This is a genomic window from Faecalibacterium sp. I4-3-84, from assembly GCF_023347255.1.
Lineage (GTDB): Bacteria > Bacillota > Clostridia > Oscillospirales > Ruminococcaceae > Faecalibacterium > Faecalibacterium taiwanense.
Genome location: NZ_CP094466.1, coordinates 2,856,700 through 2,869,731, shown reverse-complemented (window position 1 = coordinate 2,869,731; position 13,032 = coordinate 2,856,700). Strand labels below are relative to the sequence as shown.

Genomic DNA, 13,032 nt, shown 5'->3' with positions numbered 1-13,032 from the left:
CTGAAATGGAGTCTATCATGATGGACAAAAAGCCGCACATCAAGCCCTATCTCTACGGGATGTTGGCAGGATTTGGAGCAATCTCCCTGAGCATCATCTTCTTTTTCCTGATCTACCGCTTCGATGGTTTTGGCGATGCCATCTCCACGCTGACCGGCATTCTGATGCCGTTCATCTACGGTGCCGTCATCGCCTACCTGCTCAAGCCCGTGTGCAACACCATCGAGAGCTTTCTGCGCCGGTTCATCCCGGAAAAGATGCATGGTCTGGTCAATGTGCTGTCCGTTGCGCTGACCATCCTGTTCGGCCTGCTCCTCATCTACGCTTTGTGCATGATGATCATTCCGCAGCTCATTACCAGCGTGACCACCCTGTACTACACTGCGCAGCGCAACCTCGCAAAGTTCGTGCAGTGGGCGAATCATGTGGAGTTCATTGAGAACAACCAGCAGATCATGGACATGCTCAACTCTGCTTATGCCACCATCAGCACCAATATCGATGATCTGATCAAGACCCGGCTCCTGCCCTCCATGCAGAACATCGTCAGCGGTGCCGCAGTGGGTGTGCTGAACGTAGTGACCATGGCCAAGAACCTGATCATCGGCATCATCGTGGCCGTGTATATGCTGGCCAGCCGCAAGCGCTTTGTGCAGCAGGCCAAGCTGGTGCTCTACAGCATCTTCAAGCCCCGCTGGGCAGAGCTGATCAAGGAAGAAGTGAAGTACGCCGATAAGATGTTCGGCGGCTTCATCAACGGCAAGATCATGGATTCCGCCATCATCGGCGTGCTGTGCTATATCGGCTGCCTGATCTTCAAGTTCCCCAGCGCCCTTCTGGTTTCCGTGATCATCGGCGTGACCAATGTGATCCCCTTCTTCGGCCCGTTCATCGGTGCCGTGCCCGCCACCCTGCTGATCCTCATTCAGAACCCTATCAAGGCGCTGTGGTTCGTCCTGTTCGTTCTGGTGCTGCAGCAGCTGGACGGAAACGTGATCGGTCCCAAGATCCTGGGCAACACCACCGGTCTTTCCAGTTTCTGGGTACTGTTCGCCATCCTGCTGTTCGGCGGTCTGTGGGGCTTTGTGGGCATGATCGTAGGTGTGCCGCTGTTTGCAGTCATCTATGATGTGATCAAAAAACTGGTCATCTACGGCCTGAAGCGCAACAAGGAGATCGACCTGCTGCAGACTTACCACGACAACTTCGGTGACCCGGAGGACGATGTTCCGGTAGAAACGTCTGCATCGGAAGCACCTCCTGTCGAAACAAATAATCTATCAATCACAAAGCCCCGGCATTCCATGTGATATGCTGCCCCTAGAGTAGACAGAGTAAAAAACAAAAACTCTGAGTACTCTAGGGGTATTTTCATGTCAAGAAAGAGCAATCACTATTCACTGTTGACTGCTGCAACAACCGCCGTTACCAGCACCGTCTGTTCATCCAGATGCCGATGCAGGCTCATGTCGGTGCCATGAACCGAGCTGCCTGATACCGATTTTGCACAAAAAATTCGCCGTCTCCTTGTGGAAACGGCGAACAAAAACATTATATTATTTTTTTCTACTTGACAGAATGCACTTCGGTGATTCAGAGCGGGTCCTGTTTTGTTATTTCTGTTTTGTGCAGGGCTTTCTGGCTGCGTTTTATGCCGTCACTCCACGGTCACGCTCTTGGCCAGATTACGCGGCTTATCCACGTCACAGCCGCGCAGAACAGCCATATAATAGGCAAATAGCTGCAGCGGCACAATGAGCTGCAGCGGCATCAGGATATCCTCATACTCATCCAGTCGGATCACGGCATCTGCCACGCCTTCCGGCACCGCAGCATCCTTTGTGGTAAACAGCAGCACCCTTGCTCCGCGGCTGCGGGTCTCCTTGGCATTGGAAATGGTCTTTTCGTACACCTGTTTCTGGGTGGCCAGTGCGATCACCGGCACGCCATCGGTGATCAGGCTGATGGTACCATGTTTCAGTTCACCGGCTGCATAGGCATCCGAGTGCACATAGCTGATCTCCTTGAGTTTCAGGCTGCCCTCCAGCGAGAGCGCATAGTCGAACCCGCGCCCAATGAAGAAGCAGCTCTGGGTGTTCACATAGCGGCTGGCAAGGTACTTGATCTGCTCACAATCTGCAAGGCGCGGCTTGATGATCTCCGGTGCGCGCAGCAGCTGGGCCGTAAAGCGGCGGGTCTCTGCCTCGCTCAGCCGTCCGCGCGCATAGGCCAGCCGCAGTGCAAACAGATAAAGCACGCACATCTGCACCATATACGCCTTGGTGGATGCTACCGCGATCTCCGGCCCGGCGTAGGTGTACATTACATAATCTGCGGCACGTGCAATGGAGCTGCCCACCACATTCACGATGGCCAGCACCGGCACGCCGCGGCTCTTGGCCAGCTTGAGCGCTGCCAACGTGTCGCTGGTCTCGCCGGACTGGCTGATGATGATGACCAGATCGTTCTTTTCCAGAATGGGGTCCCGGTAACGGAACTCGCTGGCAATGTCCACCTCGGCGGGCACACGGGCCAACGTTTCGATGGCAGATTTGCCCACCATACCGGCATGCATAGCCGTACCGCAGCCCACCAGATGCACCCGGCCAATACCGCGCAGCACTTCATCGGTCAGCTCCGGGATGCGCAGCACCGGCAGTCCGTCCTCTACACGGGGGCTGACCGTGGCCATAATGGCCGCAGGCTGCTCGTTGATCTCCTTGAGCATAAAGTGGGGATAGCCGCCCTTTTCGGCAGCTTCCATATCCCAGTCCGCCGTCAGCTGCTGGCGCTCCACTGGCTCACCAAATTCGTTGTAGAAGCGGATGCCCTCTGTGGTGCAGACGGCCATATCCCCTTCTTCCAGCACGCTGTATTTCCGGGTATACTTGAGCAGTGCCGGAATATCCGAAGCCACAAAGTTTTCGCCCTCGCCCCAGCCGACGATCAGCGGGCTTTCCCGCTTGACTGCAAAAATGGTGTCCGGGTAATCCCGGAACAGCACGGCCAGCGCATAGCTGCCGCGCACCTTGGCAAGCGCCTGCTGCAGTGCACGCAGCGGGTCACCGGTATAGCAGCTGTCGATCAACTTTACCAGTACTTCGGTGTCCGTCTCACTCTGGAAGGTATAGCCCTTTGCAGCCAGCCGCTCCTTGAGCAGCCCGTAATTTTCAATGATGCCGTTGTGCACAATGCTCACACGCGGGGTCGAATGCGGGTGGCTGTTCACATCGCTGGGCTCGCCATGGGTAGCCCAGCGGGTGTGGCCGATGCCGCAGAAGCTTTGTGCCAGCTGCTGCGCCGCCAGCTTTTCCCGCAGGGCGGTGAGCCGTCCTTTGCTTTTTACCACGCGGATGCCGCCGTCCAGCGCAAGCGCCACACCGGCGGAGTCGTACCCGCGATACTCCAGCTTTTCCAGACCATCCAGCAGCACGTCCTGCGCACTGCGCTTACCGACATAACCAACAATGCCGCACATACAAAACACCTCCATACCGACCGTTCCCGCGCAAAAAGGCGCAGTGATACCCAGTCAGCTTCCTAGTACAGTTTATGTTCTTGTATGGCTTTCTTTGAAGGGATCTGTTGCGGTATTGCTGCCGTTTTTTGCCCTTCTCTGCGGCTGGTCTAGCCCTCAGCCGGAGAAACATCCGCCGAATCTTTCGATGATTCCTCTCCTCGTCACCCTCGCGGCTGTCACCCGCGTGGCCCGGCGCTTTGCGTTACCTGTGTGCTGCGCTCTCCCCTTTCTGATGCCCCATTATAGCACAAAGGCTGGCTCAGCGCCAGCCCAAAGTTTTATGAAGTTTCGGCCGCCAGACCAGCCGGTACATCATGAGCATGTTATGCAATGCCCGGTCGTACAGCACAAAGGCAACATTGCCCATGGCCAGCGTTGCCAGCGAGACCGCCAGCGCGGTGGTGCGCAGCTCCTGCGAAATGCTGCCCGCCGGCACCAACAGAAATACCAGCCCGTACATGGCCAGCACTGTGCCGTTGCACAGCAGCAGCTTGCAGACAATGCACAGAACCGCAGGGCGGATGCGCTCAAACTTCGGCTTTGCCAGCGGGTAATACCCCAGCAAAAACACAAAGATCAGCGCTACTTCCTTATCCGGCACGAACAGCAGTGCCAGCAGGCTGACTGCCGCATAGGCCGTCAAAGCCAGCTGCATCCCGCACTCCACGCAGACTGTTGCAACAAGAAAGCCCGCCACTGCAGGCGCAATGAACATGGCAATGGGGATCACAGCTCCCAGCAGCATCAGTGCGACGCACAGCGCCGCCACAATGCCGCAGTAAGCCATGGCCCAGCTTTTTTGATGGTTTTGCTTCATGGGATCTCCCAGTTTTCGTGCTCAGCACCGGCTTCCAGCGGGTCCACCGCATGGTGCAGACCAAGCAGCATGATGTTATCCAGCAGGCCGCGGTTCAATTTGATGTCCAGCATACTGTACACGCGAATCAGATCGTTGGCGGCAGCCAGTGCCTGACGGCGGGCATTCTCCACCGCCGCAGCCTGTCCCCGCAGGTCGTTGACTACGAACACGTTGTAGCGGCCACTGCGCTTGTCCATCTCAAAGCGCTCAGCCTTATCCAGCAGGTAAAAAATGCGGCCGATGCTGCTGCCGATGTAGCGCATGCTTTTGCGCTGGCTGGGGTCGTCGGTGGCAAGGGTGGAATACAGTGCACCGTAAATGTTGCTCATGGGTTCAGCGGCAAGAGAGTAGTTCTTGGCGCTCAGGTTCATCTGCACCACGGCCTGATCCCGCTCCTGCACGAACAGCCGTTCCAGCGCCGGGTTCTCCTGCACGGCACGCTCATAGGCGCGGCGCAGCAGCAGACGGTCCACCGCACGGCGCAGGCGCTTGAGCGGCCGCAGCTCGCTGTATTTGCGGTCCTGCAGGTTGTGCCAGCCCAGCAGCACCTCCACCTGTGCGGCCAGCCGGATGCCCTGGGTCTGGCACATGAGCCTGCGCCAGGCCAGTGTGCCCGGGACCCGCTTGCGCTGGCAAGTGGCCTGCCGCCCGGCCAGACTGTCCGAAAGGATGGCAAACAGCACGCCGTTGCTCCGCAGCAGATGGCAGGAATATAATCCGTACGCCTCGTACAGCTGACGCCGCACCCCGCGCAGATAGCGCAGGTAGATATTGTAATCCCGGATGGTGAGCTCCGGCAGATATGGCCGCATCCTACCCTTCATACGCACCTTTTCCTCCTCGGAAGAACCGCAGAATAATAAGGTAAGTATAATCCATTTTCAGCCCGGGTTCAACCATCCTTTGTAAAAAGAGCATGAATTTGTCTCATCTTTGCCGCACGTGGCGCGGAACACAGCGTAAAACTTCCTGTGTTTGCGTTCATTTCCATCTCCTGCCAATTCAGATCCCGCTTTGTTTTTTTTCGGTAATTACCGGCTGCAATGTAAAAAGCCGCACTGGACAGCTCCGGTGCGGCAGGTAACATTTTTCAATTACTTCTTGTTAAAGCGGTTCGGTGCAGTGCGCTTGCCGTCAAAGCCGGACTTCGGCATCGGCTTTGCAGTGTGCTCAAGCTTGAGCGCGCTGTAGTACATATACAACTGGCAGGGGATCATGCCGTTGTACATCTTGCGGCGCTTGTTGGCACGCTTGCCGTAGTGGGTCTCAAAATCCATATCGGCAGTGATCGCATACACGCCTGCACAGGGGTGTGCTTCCATCTGCCGGCCCAGCGTACGGGCCAGCTTAGCGGCACCTTCAATGGTGCTCATGCGCTCGCCATACGGGGGATTCGTCAGCACGATGGCCTCCTGCTTCGCGGCAAAGTCGGCCACATCAGCCACTTCAAAGTGGCAGCGCTTTTCCACACCGGCCAGCTTTGCGTTGGCGTTGGCCAGAGCCACAGCGGCAGGGTCGATATCATAGCCAAAGGCTTCAAAGCCCACATCCAGCTTGGCCTCGGCCAGTGCCTTCTGACGCTGCTCGGCCCAGATGGCTGCCGGCACAAAGCCATAGCGCTCGGCGGCAAAGCGGCGCTTCAGGCCGGGGGCAATGTTCATAGCTTTCTGAGCAGCTTCGATCAGCAGCGTGCCGCTGCCGCAGAAGGGGTCCTCCACCAGACTGTCGCGGCGCACACGGCCAAGGTCTGCAATGGTAGCGGCCAAAGTCTCGCGAATGGGTGCCTCCATGGCGTTGCGGCGGTAGCCGCGCTTGTGCAGACCGTCGCCGGTGGTGTCCAGCATGATCTCACACTGATCCTTGCGCAACATGAAGCGGATCTTGTACTCCGCGCCGGTCTCCGGCAGCACAGAGGTGTGGTGCTTTGCCATCAGGCGCTTGACCACAGCTTTTTTGATGATGCTCTGGCAGGCAGGCACACTGGACAGCTGGCTGTTCAGTGAAGAGCCGGTGACCGGAAAGGCTGCGTCTGCGGGCAGCAGCTCCTCCCACGGAATATCGTACACGCCGTCGAACAGGTCATCAAAGGTGGCGGCCCTGTAGCGGGCCAGCAGCAGCATCACGCGCTCCACCGTGCGCAGATTGAGGTTTGCAGCAGCAATCATCTCTGCGCCGCCGGCAAAGCTCAGACGGCCATCGTCCACGCGGATATTCTCTGCGCCGATGCGGGTCAGCTCAAATTTTGCAGTGGATTCACACCCAAAAAAGCAGGGCGCGATCAGTTCAAATTTTGCAGGCATTGTGTTTCCTTTCTTTTATTACGGAAAAAACAGACCTGCCCGATCAAATGAGACAGGTCTGTTTCCGTTATTTTGATCAGGCTTGAAAAGCGCAGGCCTTTCCGCTCAGCGGCGGCCACCGCGGCCGCGAGGCGCATAACCACCGCCGCGGCGGTTATTGGTCTCGTGATCAAGATCGGCCATCTTCTCTTCGCTCTGGCTCTTGAAGCGGCTCATCATGTCCTCAAAACTCATGTTATCGGAACGGACGGGAGCCTTGGGCTGCCATACACGGGGTGCGCTGTCGCGGGCAGGGCCTCTGCCGCCCTCACGCGGGGGGCGGCCAGCGCCGCCGCGGCCTGCACCAAAATGACCACCCTCGCGGGGGCCGCCCGGACGGGGACCACCAGAGCGCGGACTGCCTGCAGGGCCTCTGCCCTCACGCGCCGGGCGCGGAGGAGGCGGCAGCAGGCGCTTGATGGACAATGCGATCTTGCCGTCCGGTGCAATGTTGATCACCTGCACCTTGACGATATCACCATCGTGCAGAACAGCTGCAATGTCCTGCACGAACTCGTTGGACACCTCGGAAATATGGACCATGCCCACACGGCCCTCCGGCAGTGCGACAAAAGCGCCAAACGGCTTTACACCGGTGACGCGCCCCTCGAATACGTTCCCTACCTCAATTGCCAAAACTCAATACTCCTTGTTTTCCATAGAATGGGCAGCAATTCAGCTGCCGGTCACATCCACAAAGATGCGCTCGTTGGGTGCAGCGTAATTGTAAGAATCCCGCGCGACCCACTCGGTGATCTGGTCTGCATCGCCGCTGAGAATGCGCTGCATCTCCTCGTTTTCAGTCTTTTGCTGGGCGATCTGCTCGTTCAGCGTGTCCAGCTCCGCATGTTTGGAGCTGATGGTGACCTGATTGGAAATGTATGCTGCCAGCATACTCAGCAGCAGCAGGACAAAAAACACCCGTACAAGCGTTTTAACGACCACTTTCTTCTTGCGTTTTCTGCGGTCCGGTGCTGCCATGATCTCTTCTGCCCCCGTTGCATTTGACTCTTACTTTGACACATATGAATTATACATCATGCGGCGCTGGTTTGGCAAGTTCTTTTTGCTCTTTTTTGCAGTTCTTTTTGCGCTGCGGCGTAGTTTGCGCGCCTTTCTCCGCCGGGCGCGCCGCCGCTCTGCCGGCCGGAGCACCCGGCGCTGTAAAACGCCTCCCGCTGCACGCAGCGGTGCACCCAGCACAAAGGCTGCTGCACCGGCACCGGCAAAGGCTGCCGCAGCCATGTACCAGCGCAGAACACCGGCACTGCTCTGCCCTGCTGCGTAGCTCTGCACAGCAGCCAGCACAGCACCCATCCACACCAGATCCGGCACAAAAGCTGCACGCCCTCTGGCCGGGAATACAGCCCGCAGTGCGCCGATACTGGCTCCCAGCACCGTGCAGGCAGCGATCTCCTGCCCAAGGGCTGCAGGCGGCAGTACCGGGATCATCGCAGCAGGCGGCGCAGAAAACCGCCCGCCGGTGCGCTGACCGTATATTCCAGCGTGTCGATGCGGCCGGTGAACTTCGCCTCCCCGGTCTCCAGATCCAGCGCCGCCATGTTCAGCTGCGCCCCGGTCAGGTGCAGCGTACCCTTGCCCGTTTCCATGGCAGCGCTGTCGGCATTGCAGTGCAGTACCTTCTGCACACCGGTCACCGTCAGGCGGGCGCGGCTTTCCAGGATCAGATCGTGCGGCGCGGGCTGCGGGTCTCTGGGTGTTTTTTCCGGCATGGTTCGTCTCCCCTTTTCTGGTGCATCCTATGCACCGGACCGGGGCTTTTATGCCTGCTCGCCCTCTGCAATGATCTCGTACATCTCGCGGGCCACATCCTTGGTGCGCGGCTCCACATCCGAGAGCACCTTTACCTTGATGGGCCGGTTGCCGAAGGTCACTTCGATGATGTCGCCCGCCTTGACGGCCTGACTGGCCTTGGCGATCTTGCCGTTGATGAGGATGCGGCCTGCATCGGCCACCTCGTTTGCCACGGTGCGGCGCTTGATCAGGCGCGAAACTTTCAAATATTTATCCAGACGCATGGATCTTCCTCCTGTTACAAAAAATGCCGCCGCACCCTCTTGCAGGCAGCGGCGGCAAAGCAGATACAGCTTACAGGGTGTCCTTCAGGGACTTGCCGGGCTTGAACACGATGCTGCGGGAAGCGGCAATGGTGATCGGCTCACGGGTGCGGGGGTTGATGCCCTGACGCTCGGCGCGCTCACGCACCTCAAAGGTGCCAAAGCCGGAAATGGTGATCTTTTCGCCCTCAGACATGGCCTTGCTCAGTGCTTCAAACACAGCATTGACAGCCTGCTCAGCACTCTTCTTGCTCATCTCAGTGTTCGCAGCAACCTGTGCGATCAGATCGGTCTTCGTCATAAAAATACCCTCCAGATTTGTTACTTGGTGTTCTTTTTTCTCTATCGGAGCAGGTCACTCGACCTGAGTACCGCTTTGTTCTTTCTGCGCCAGCAGTTCTGCACAATAGCGCTTGGATGCAAAGGTCAGCGCTTCCTCCGCGTCCACACCTGCCAGCCGCATGGCATTGGCCGCAGCAAACAGCAGTTCTCCCGCCGCCTGTGCGTCCTGTTCCCGGTTCCAGCCGTCCAGTGCTGCCTGCAAAGCCTGCCGTGCCGTTTCCGGCACAGACTGCTCTGTCCCGCAGCGGTCGGCACGCTTCTGCAGCTTCTGGGCACGCATCAAAGCAGGCAGCGTAACCGGCACTGTGCCCAGCTCATCAGCCAGAGTGGTGCGGCCCTTTTCCTTATTTTTGAGCGCATCCCAGCCGTTTATACCCGCATTTTGTGCCGCCGAGGACGCAAAGATGTTCGGATGCCGGAACACCAGCTTCTCGCACACCTCACGGCAGACATCCTCAAACGTAAAGCGCCCGCGCTCTTCTTCGATCACCGCGTGGAACGCCACCTGCATCAGCACATCGCCCAGCTCTTCCTGCATCAACTGCGGATCGTCAGCATCAATGGCCTCCAGCGCTTCGCAGGTCTCTTCCAGAAAGTTCTTCCGGATGGAAGCATGGGTCTGTACCTTATCCCACGGACAGCCGTTCTCCGGGTCCCGCAGGATACGCAGAATTTCCAGCAGCTGCTCTGCCGTATAGGGTGCCTTTGGCTGCCAGTCCAGCACAGCGCTCACCTGCCTTGTAAAAGATACTGTATATTGTATCGCATCTCATGCAGTTTTGCAAGACAAAGTGCGCAAATTTCCCGCATTTCTCCTGCATTTTCCGCTCGCAAAAACAGGACGGTGCCCTGTGGGGAGCGCCGCCCTGTTGCTGAACCGTTTTATTACAGCTGTGCACCGCACTTGTTGCAGAACAGTGCATCGTCCGAGACGGGAGCACCGCACTGCGGGCAGGCTTTGTGCTCTTCCGGTGCAGCTTCGGCAGCAGGGGCTTCCGGCTGGTCGGCAGGAACTTCCTCGTGCACCACATATTCCGCCTCGGCAGCTTCCGCCGGGGTCAGGGATGCTTTCAGGCGGGCGATCTCCTGCTCGATGTTATCGATCATCTCGATATACTTATCCACCAGCGGCTGGTTTTCTTCCTTGCCCTTGGCCAGACTGTACACCAGTGCGCCCAACTGGCGCTGTGCCTTGAGCAGCTTGCCCTGCTCATTTACGATCAAAGCCTGAGTCTTGCCCTTTTCGGCCAGATCCAGCGCAGCGTTCTTGCCTTTTTCGGCATATTCCAGACCCATTTCCTTGATCTTATTGAAATCCATAAAAGACACCTCTCTTACTATCGGCCTGTTTATCGTGGGCCATGTGCGGATGTTATCTCCATTATAGCGCACAAGCCGCTCATTTGCAACGAACGGACCGCATTTTTTACAGTTCGGTGCCGGTTTGGAAACAATTTTTTCGCATTCGGCCTAAATTTACACGATAAGTTCACACATCGGCATTCTGTGCCCTGCGGTCGGCTGCGCCGCCGTAGAATTCCCGCAGCATGCTGTCCTCCGGCAGCAGCTCCAGCTCCAGCGGTGCCACATGCTCAAAGCGGCGGGCTGTCTCGTCCCACAGCTCTGCATTGTGGCCTTCCAGCGTGAACTGACGGCGCACCACGCCCAGCAGCTTGGAGATCAGGCCCAGCTCGTAGGTAAAGGAGGTATCCAGCAGAAAATCTGCCGTGGTCTTGAAGCCCTTGATATACCGCGTCTCACCGTCCAGCACGCGGTCCCACATGGCAAGGGTCTTTTCCGGGCTGCGGCCGCGCGCTGCAGCGTCCCGCAGGGTGCGGCGGCACAGGCGGATATCCTGCGTGTTGATGACGCGGCGGCCATCGATGCAGTATTCCTCCCGCAGGCCTGCATAGATGCGGTAGATGTCGTCGCCCTTTACAAGGCCGGTCAGCTCCGGGTTCAGCGCATGGATGCCCTCCACGATGCATACACCGCCCTGCAGGTCGATGGGCTCCACCTCTGCCGAGCGCTTTTCGGCAGAGAAATCGTAGATGGGCAGCACGGTCTTGCCCGTCTCGCTCAGCTCCCGCAGGCACTGCTTGATGAGAGGCAGATCCAGCGTATCGGGGTTCTCGTAGTCCAGCGTGCCGTCCGGCAGGCGCGGATAGAACTCTGCGCCTTTGAAGAAATTATCCAGACTGACCACCTGCGCCGGGGTCCCGCGCTTTTGCAGAGCCTTTGCAATGCAGTGGGCGCTGGTGGTCTTGCCGCTGGCCGACGGGCCGGTGAGCATGACGATCTTTGCGCCGGAAAGCTGCACTTTCTGGGCGGCGTAATCTACCCTTTGGGCATAGCTCTGCTCACTCAGGTCGGCAAGTGCCTGCGGGCTGCGGGCTGCCACATTGTACAGATCGATCTCAACCAGACGTTTGGGTACCCAAATCGTGATCATAAAAATCAGCCACTCCTTTTTTGCGTTCCAGCACCTCCGCAAAACGCTGGATATATTCGTTCGGATACTTAAAATTGAAAATGCGCTGCATCCGTTTGCCGCCGTCGGCCACCAGCTTGGTGCTGCCGCCTGCACCGGCGGAGAGGATGGTCTGGACTTCCTCCATGATATAGATGTTGTAATATCCCTCGTGGCCCGGCTTGCACCAGCCCACGTTTTCCAGGTTCTGCAAGGTATTCTTCTGGCGGTAGAGGTAGTAGGGCCGATAACCCGCCTCGGCCAGCAGATGGCACTTTTCCAGCATGGCGGCTACATCGGCGTAGTCGTTCTCCTTCTGGTCCTCAATGACGATGCGGGAAGCGCGCTTGAGGGTGAGGGTGTGCACGGTGATGTTCTCCGGGTCCAGCGCGATGGCCTGCCGCAGGCTGCGCTCAAAACTTTCCACCGTATCGCCGGGCAGACCGGCGATCAGGTCCATGTTGATATCATCATGACCGGCCTTGCGCGCTTCGGCATAGCAGTCCAGAATGTCCTGCGCCGAGTGCTTGCGCCCAATGCCCGCCAGCACCTCGTCCGAGAAGGTCTGCGGGTTGATGGAGATGCGGGTAGCGCCGTATTCCTTGATGACCGCCAGCTTTTCGGCATCCGTGCAGTCCGGACGGCCTGCCTCCACCGTATATTCCACGACCTTCGAGAGGTCAAAATTCGCCCGGACCGTGCCCATCAGCTGCCGCAGCTGGTCGGCAGACAGGCTGGTGGGCGTGCCGCCGCCAATGTAGATGCTGCAAAGGGTAAGCCCCGCCTTTTCTGCCTGAATGCGGATCTCTTCCACCTCTTTGCACAGGCAGTCCACATAGGGCTGCACCATCTTGCGGTCGCGGTCCAGATTGCAGCTGACAAAGCTGCAGTAGCTGCACCGGGACGGGCAGAACGGGATGCCGATGTACAGGCTGTAGGTCCCGGGTTCATTGCCCACTTTCAAAATCGGCTCCTGCAGGTCGGCAATGGCCTTGGCCATCTGGTATTTCTGCTGGGAGCAGTCGAACCGGTCAAGGAAAAAGTGGTCGATCTCCGCTTCCGTCCAGCCTGCGGCGCGCTTGTCGTGGATGAGCCGCACCGGGCGCACACCGGTCATTTTGCCCCATGGCGGGCGGATGCCGGTCCAATCCCGCAGCAGATCATAGGTCAGGCTGGCAAGGCTGAATTCCGGGGTCTCGCCGCCCTGTTCCACAGGCGCAGGCAGCGGTGCGTGTCGTTCAGCACTTCTGCCGTCCTGACGCACCAGTGCATGCAGGCCGTCCGGCGTTTTTTCTGCCCAGACGCAGTCCTCGGCGTTCTCCGGCGGGGTGAGGGTGAGCGGTGCCATGGGGTAAAACAAACGCACCAGATGCTCCACTTCGTAGCCGGAAGGCAGGCCGGTAATATAAATCTTCATGTTGTTC

General features: G+C 58.3%; 16 protein-coding genes. 1 reads left to right on the top strand and 15 read right to left on the bottom strand.

The annotated features are described in order from the left end of the window. Positions 1 to 17 precede the first annotated feature (17 nt). Entirely contained in the window at positions 18 to 1,310 is a 1,293-nt protein-coding gene (locus tag MTP41_RS14275; protein WP_249235791.1) for an AI-2E family transporter, read from the top strand. A 347-nt stretch (positions 1,311 to 1,657) separates the two neighbouring features. Here MTP41_RS14275 and glmS read toward each other — a convergent pair whose 3' ends face one another. From glmS to hemZ, 15 genes are all read right to left on the bottom strand, one after another. Then, positions 1,658 to 3,478 carry a glutamine--fructose-6-phosphate transaminase (isomerizing) gene (gene glmS, locus MTP41_RS14270; protein WP_120019705.1) on the bottom strand — a complete coding sequence of 607 codons (1,821 nt, stop codon included), beginning with the start codon at positions 3,476 to 3,478 and terminating at the stop codon, positions 1,658 to 1,660. Positions 3,479 to 3,779: 301 nt separating this feature from the next. Continuing rightward, complete coding sequence (locus MTP41_RS14265; RefSeq protein ID WP_118527965.1) at positions 3,780 to 4,337, bottom strand: hypothetical protein; 558 nt, start codon at positions 4,335 to 4,337, stop codon at positions 3,780 to 3,782. Then, positions 4,334 to 5,203, bottom strand: coding sequence for a DUF5685 family protein (locus MTP41_RS14260; protein ID WP_097778139.1), 870 nt, complete (start codon positions 5,201 to 5,203; stop codon positions 4,334 to 4,336). Before MTP41_RS14260 ends, MTP41_RS14265 begins: the two co-directional genes overlap by 4 nt. 68 nt (positions 5,204 to 5,271) lie before the next feature. After that, a complete protein-coding gene (locus MTP41_RS14255; protein ID WP_120120107.1) occupies positions 5,272 to 5,466 on the bottom strand; it encodes a hypothetical protein in 195 nt (64 codons plus the stop codon). Between the two features lie 7 nt (positions 5,467 to 5,473). Continuing rightward, positions 5,474 to 6,679, bottom strand: a complete 1,206-nt coding sequence (locus MTP41_RS14250; RefSeq protein WP_120019704.1) for a THUMP domain-containing class I SAM-dependent RNA methyltransferase — start codon at positions 6,677 to 6,679, stop codon at positions 5,474 to 5,476. 105 nt (positions 6,680 to 6,784) lie between these two features. After that, positions 6,785 to 7,354: a S1 RNA-binding domain-containing protein gene (locus MTP41_RS14245; RefSeq protein ID WP_097778141.1), complete on the bottom strand. Its 570-nt coding sequence runs from the start codon at positions 7,352 to 7,354 to the stop codon at positions 6,785 to 6,787. A gap of 39 nt (positions 7,355 to 7,393) precedes the next feature. After that, positions 7,394 to 7,699, bottom strand: a complete 306-nt coding sequence (locus tag MTP41_RS14240; RefSeq protein ID WP_097778142.1) for a septum formation initiator family protein — start codon at positions 7,697 to 7,699, stop codon at positions 7,394 to 7,396. A 30-nt stretch (positions 7,700 to 7,729) separates the two neighbouring features. After that, a complete protein-coding gene (locus tag MTP41_RS14235; protein WP_249235790.1) occupies positions 7,730 to 8,170 on the bottom strand; it encodes a hypothetical protein in 441 nt (146 codons plus the stop codon). Continuing rightward, entirely contained in the window at positions 8,167 to 8,451 is a 285-nt protein-coding gene (locus MTP41_RS14230) for a YabP/YqfC family sporulation protein (RefSeq protein WP_120019701.1), read from the bottom strand. The genes MTP41_RS14235 and MTP41_RS14230 overlap by 4 nt, the downstream gene beginning before the upstream one ends. A 48-nt stretch (positions 8,452 to 8,499) precedes the next feature. Then, entirely contained in the window at positions 8,500 to 8,757 is a 258-nt protein-coding gene (locus tag MTP41_RS14225; RefSeq protein WP_005940129.1) for an RNA-binding S4 domain-containing protein, read from the bottom strand. Positions 8,758 to 8,827: 70 nt separating this feature from the next. Then, positions 8,828 to 9,097 (bottom strand): HU family DNA-binding protein, encoded by a 270-nt coding sequence (locus MTP41_RS14220; RefSeq protein WP_097778145.1) that lies wholly within the window; start codon positions 9,095 to 9,097, stop codon positions 8,828 to 8,830. Positions 9,098 to 9,151: 54 nt separating this feature from the next. Further along, positions 9,152 to 9,862 carry a MazG family protein gene (locus tag MTP41_RS14215; RefSeq protein ID WP_243112280.1) on the bottom strand — a complete coding sequence of 237 codons (711 nt, stop codon included), beginning with the start codon at positions 9,860 to 9,862 and terminating at the stop codon, positions 9,152 to 9,154. Positions 9,863 to 10,023: 161 nt separating this feature from the next. Beyond that, positions 10,024 to 10,458 carry a zinc ribbon domain-containing protein gene (locus tag MTP41_RS14210; RefSeq protein WP_249235789.1) on the bottom strand — a complete coding sequence of 145 codons (435 nt, stop codon included), beginning with the start codon at positions 10,456 to 10,458 and terminating at the stop codon, positions 10,024 to 10,026. 169 nt (positions 10,459 to 10,627) lie between these two features. Beyond that, entirely contained in the window at positions 10,628 to 11,590 is a 963-nt protein-coding gene (locus MTP41_RS14205) for a uridine kinase family protein (protein ID WP_097778148.1), read from the bottom strand. Next, the gene (gene hemZ / locus MTP41_RS14200; protein WP_118527979.1) at positions 11,556 to 13,025 is read right to left on the bottom strand and encodes a coproporphyrinogen dehydrogenase HemZ; all 1,470 of its coding nucleotides are present in this window, start codon (positions 13,023 to 13,025) and stop codon (positions 11,556 to 11,558) included. Before hemZ ends, MTP41_RS14205 begins: the two co-directional genes overlap by 35 nt. Between the last annotated feature and the right edge of the window lie 7 nt (positions 13,026 to 13,032).

Coding starts and splice junctions, on each gene's coding strand:
- MTP41_RS14275 (WP_249235791.1), top strand. CDS start 18: ATGATGGACAAAAAGCCGCACATCAAGCCCTATCTCTACGGGATGTTG.
- glmS (WP_120019705.1), bottom strand. CDS start 3,478: ATGTGCGGCATTGTTGGTTATGTCGGTAAGCGCAGTGCGCAGGACGTG.
- MTP41_RS14265 (WP_118527965.1), bottom strand. CDS start 4,337: ATGAAGCAAAACCATCAAAAAAGCTGGGCCATGGCTTACTGCGGCATT.
- MTP41_RS14260 (WP_097778139.1), bottom strand. CDS start 5,203: ATGAAGGGTAGGATGCGGCCATATCTGCCGGAGCTCACCATCCGGGAT.
- MTP41_RS14255 (WP_120120107.1), bottom strand. CDS start 5,466: ATGTTACCTGCCGCACCGGAGCTGTCCAGTGCGGCTTTTTACATTGCA.
- MTP41_RS14250 (WP_120019704.1), bottom strand. CDS start 6,679: ATGCCTGCAAAATTTGAACTGATCGCGCCCTGCTTTTTTGGGTGTGAA.
- MTP41_RS14240 (WP_097778142.1), bottom strand. CDS start 7,699: ATGGCAGCACCGGACCGCAGAAAACGCAAGAAGAAAGTGGTCGTTAAA.
- MTP41_RS14235 (WP_249235790.1), bottom strand. CDS start 8,170: ATGATCCCGGTACTGCCGCCTGCAGCCCTTGGGCAGGAGATCGCTGCC.
- MTP41_RS14230 (WP_120019701.1), bottom strand. CDS start 8,451: ATGCCGGAAAAAACACCCAGAGACCCGCAGCCCGCGCCGCACGATCTG.
- MTP41_RS14225 (WP_005940129.1), bottom strand. CDS start 8,757: ATGCGTCTGGATAAATATTTGAAAGTTTCGCGCCTGATCAAGCGCCGC.
- MTP41_RS14220 (WP_097778145.1), bottom strand. CDS start 9,097: ATGACGAAGACCGATCTGATCGCACAGGTTGCTGCGAACACTGAGATG.
- MTP41_RS14210 (WP_249235789.1), bottom strand. CDS start 10,458: ATGGATTTCAATAAGATCAAGGAAATGGGTCTGGAATATGCCGAAAAA.
- MTP41_RS14205 (WP_097778148.1), bottom strand. CDS start 11,590: ATGATCACGATTTGGGTACCCAAACGTCTGGTTGAGATCGATCTGTAC.
- hemZ (WP_118527979.1), bottom strand. CDS start 13,025: ATGAAGATTTATATTACCGGCCTGCCTTCCGGCTACGAAGTGGAGCAT.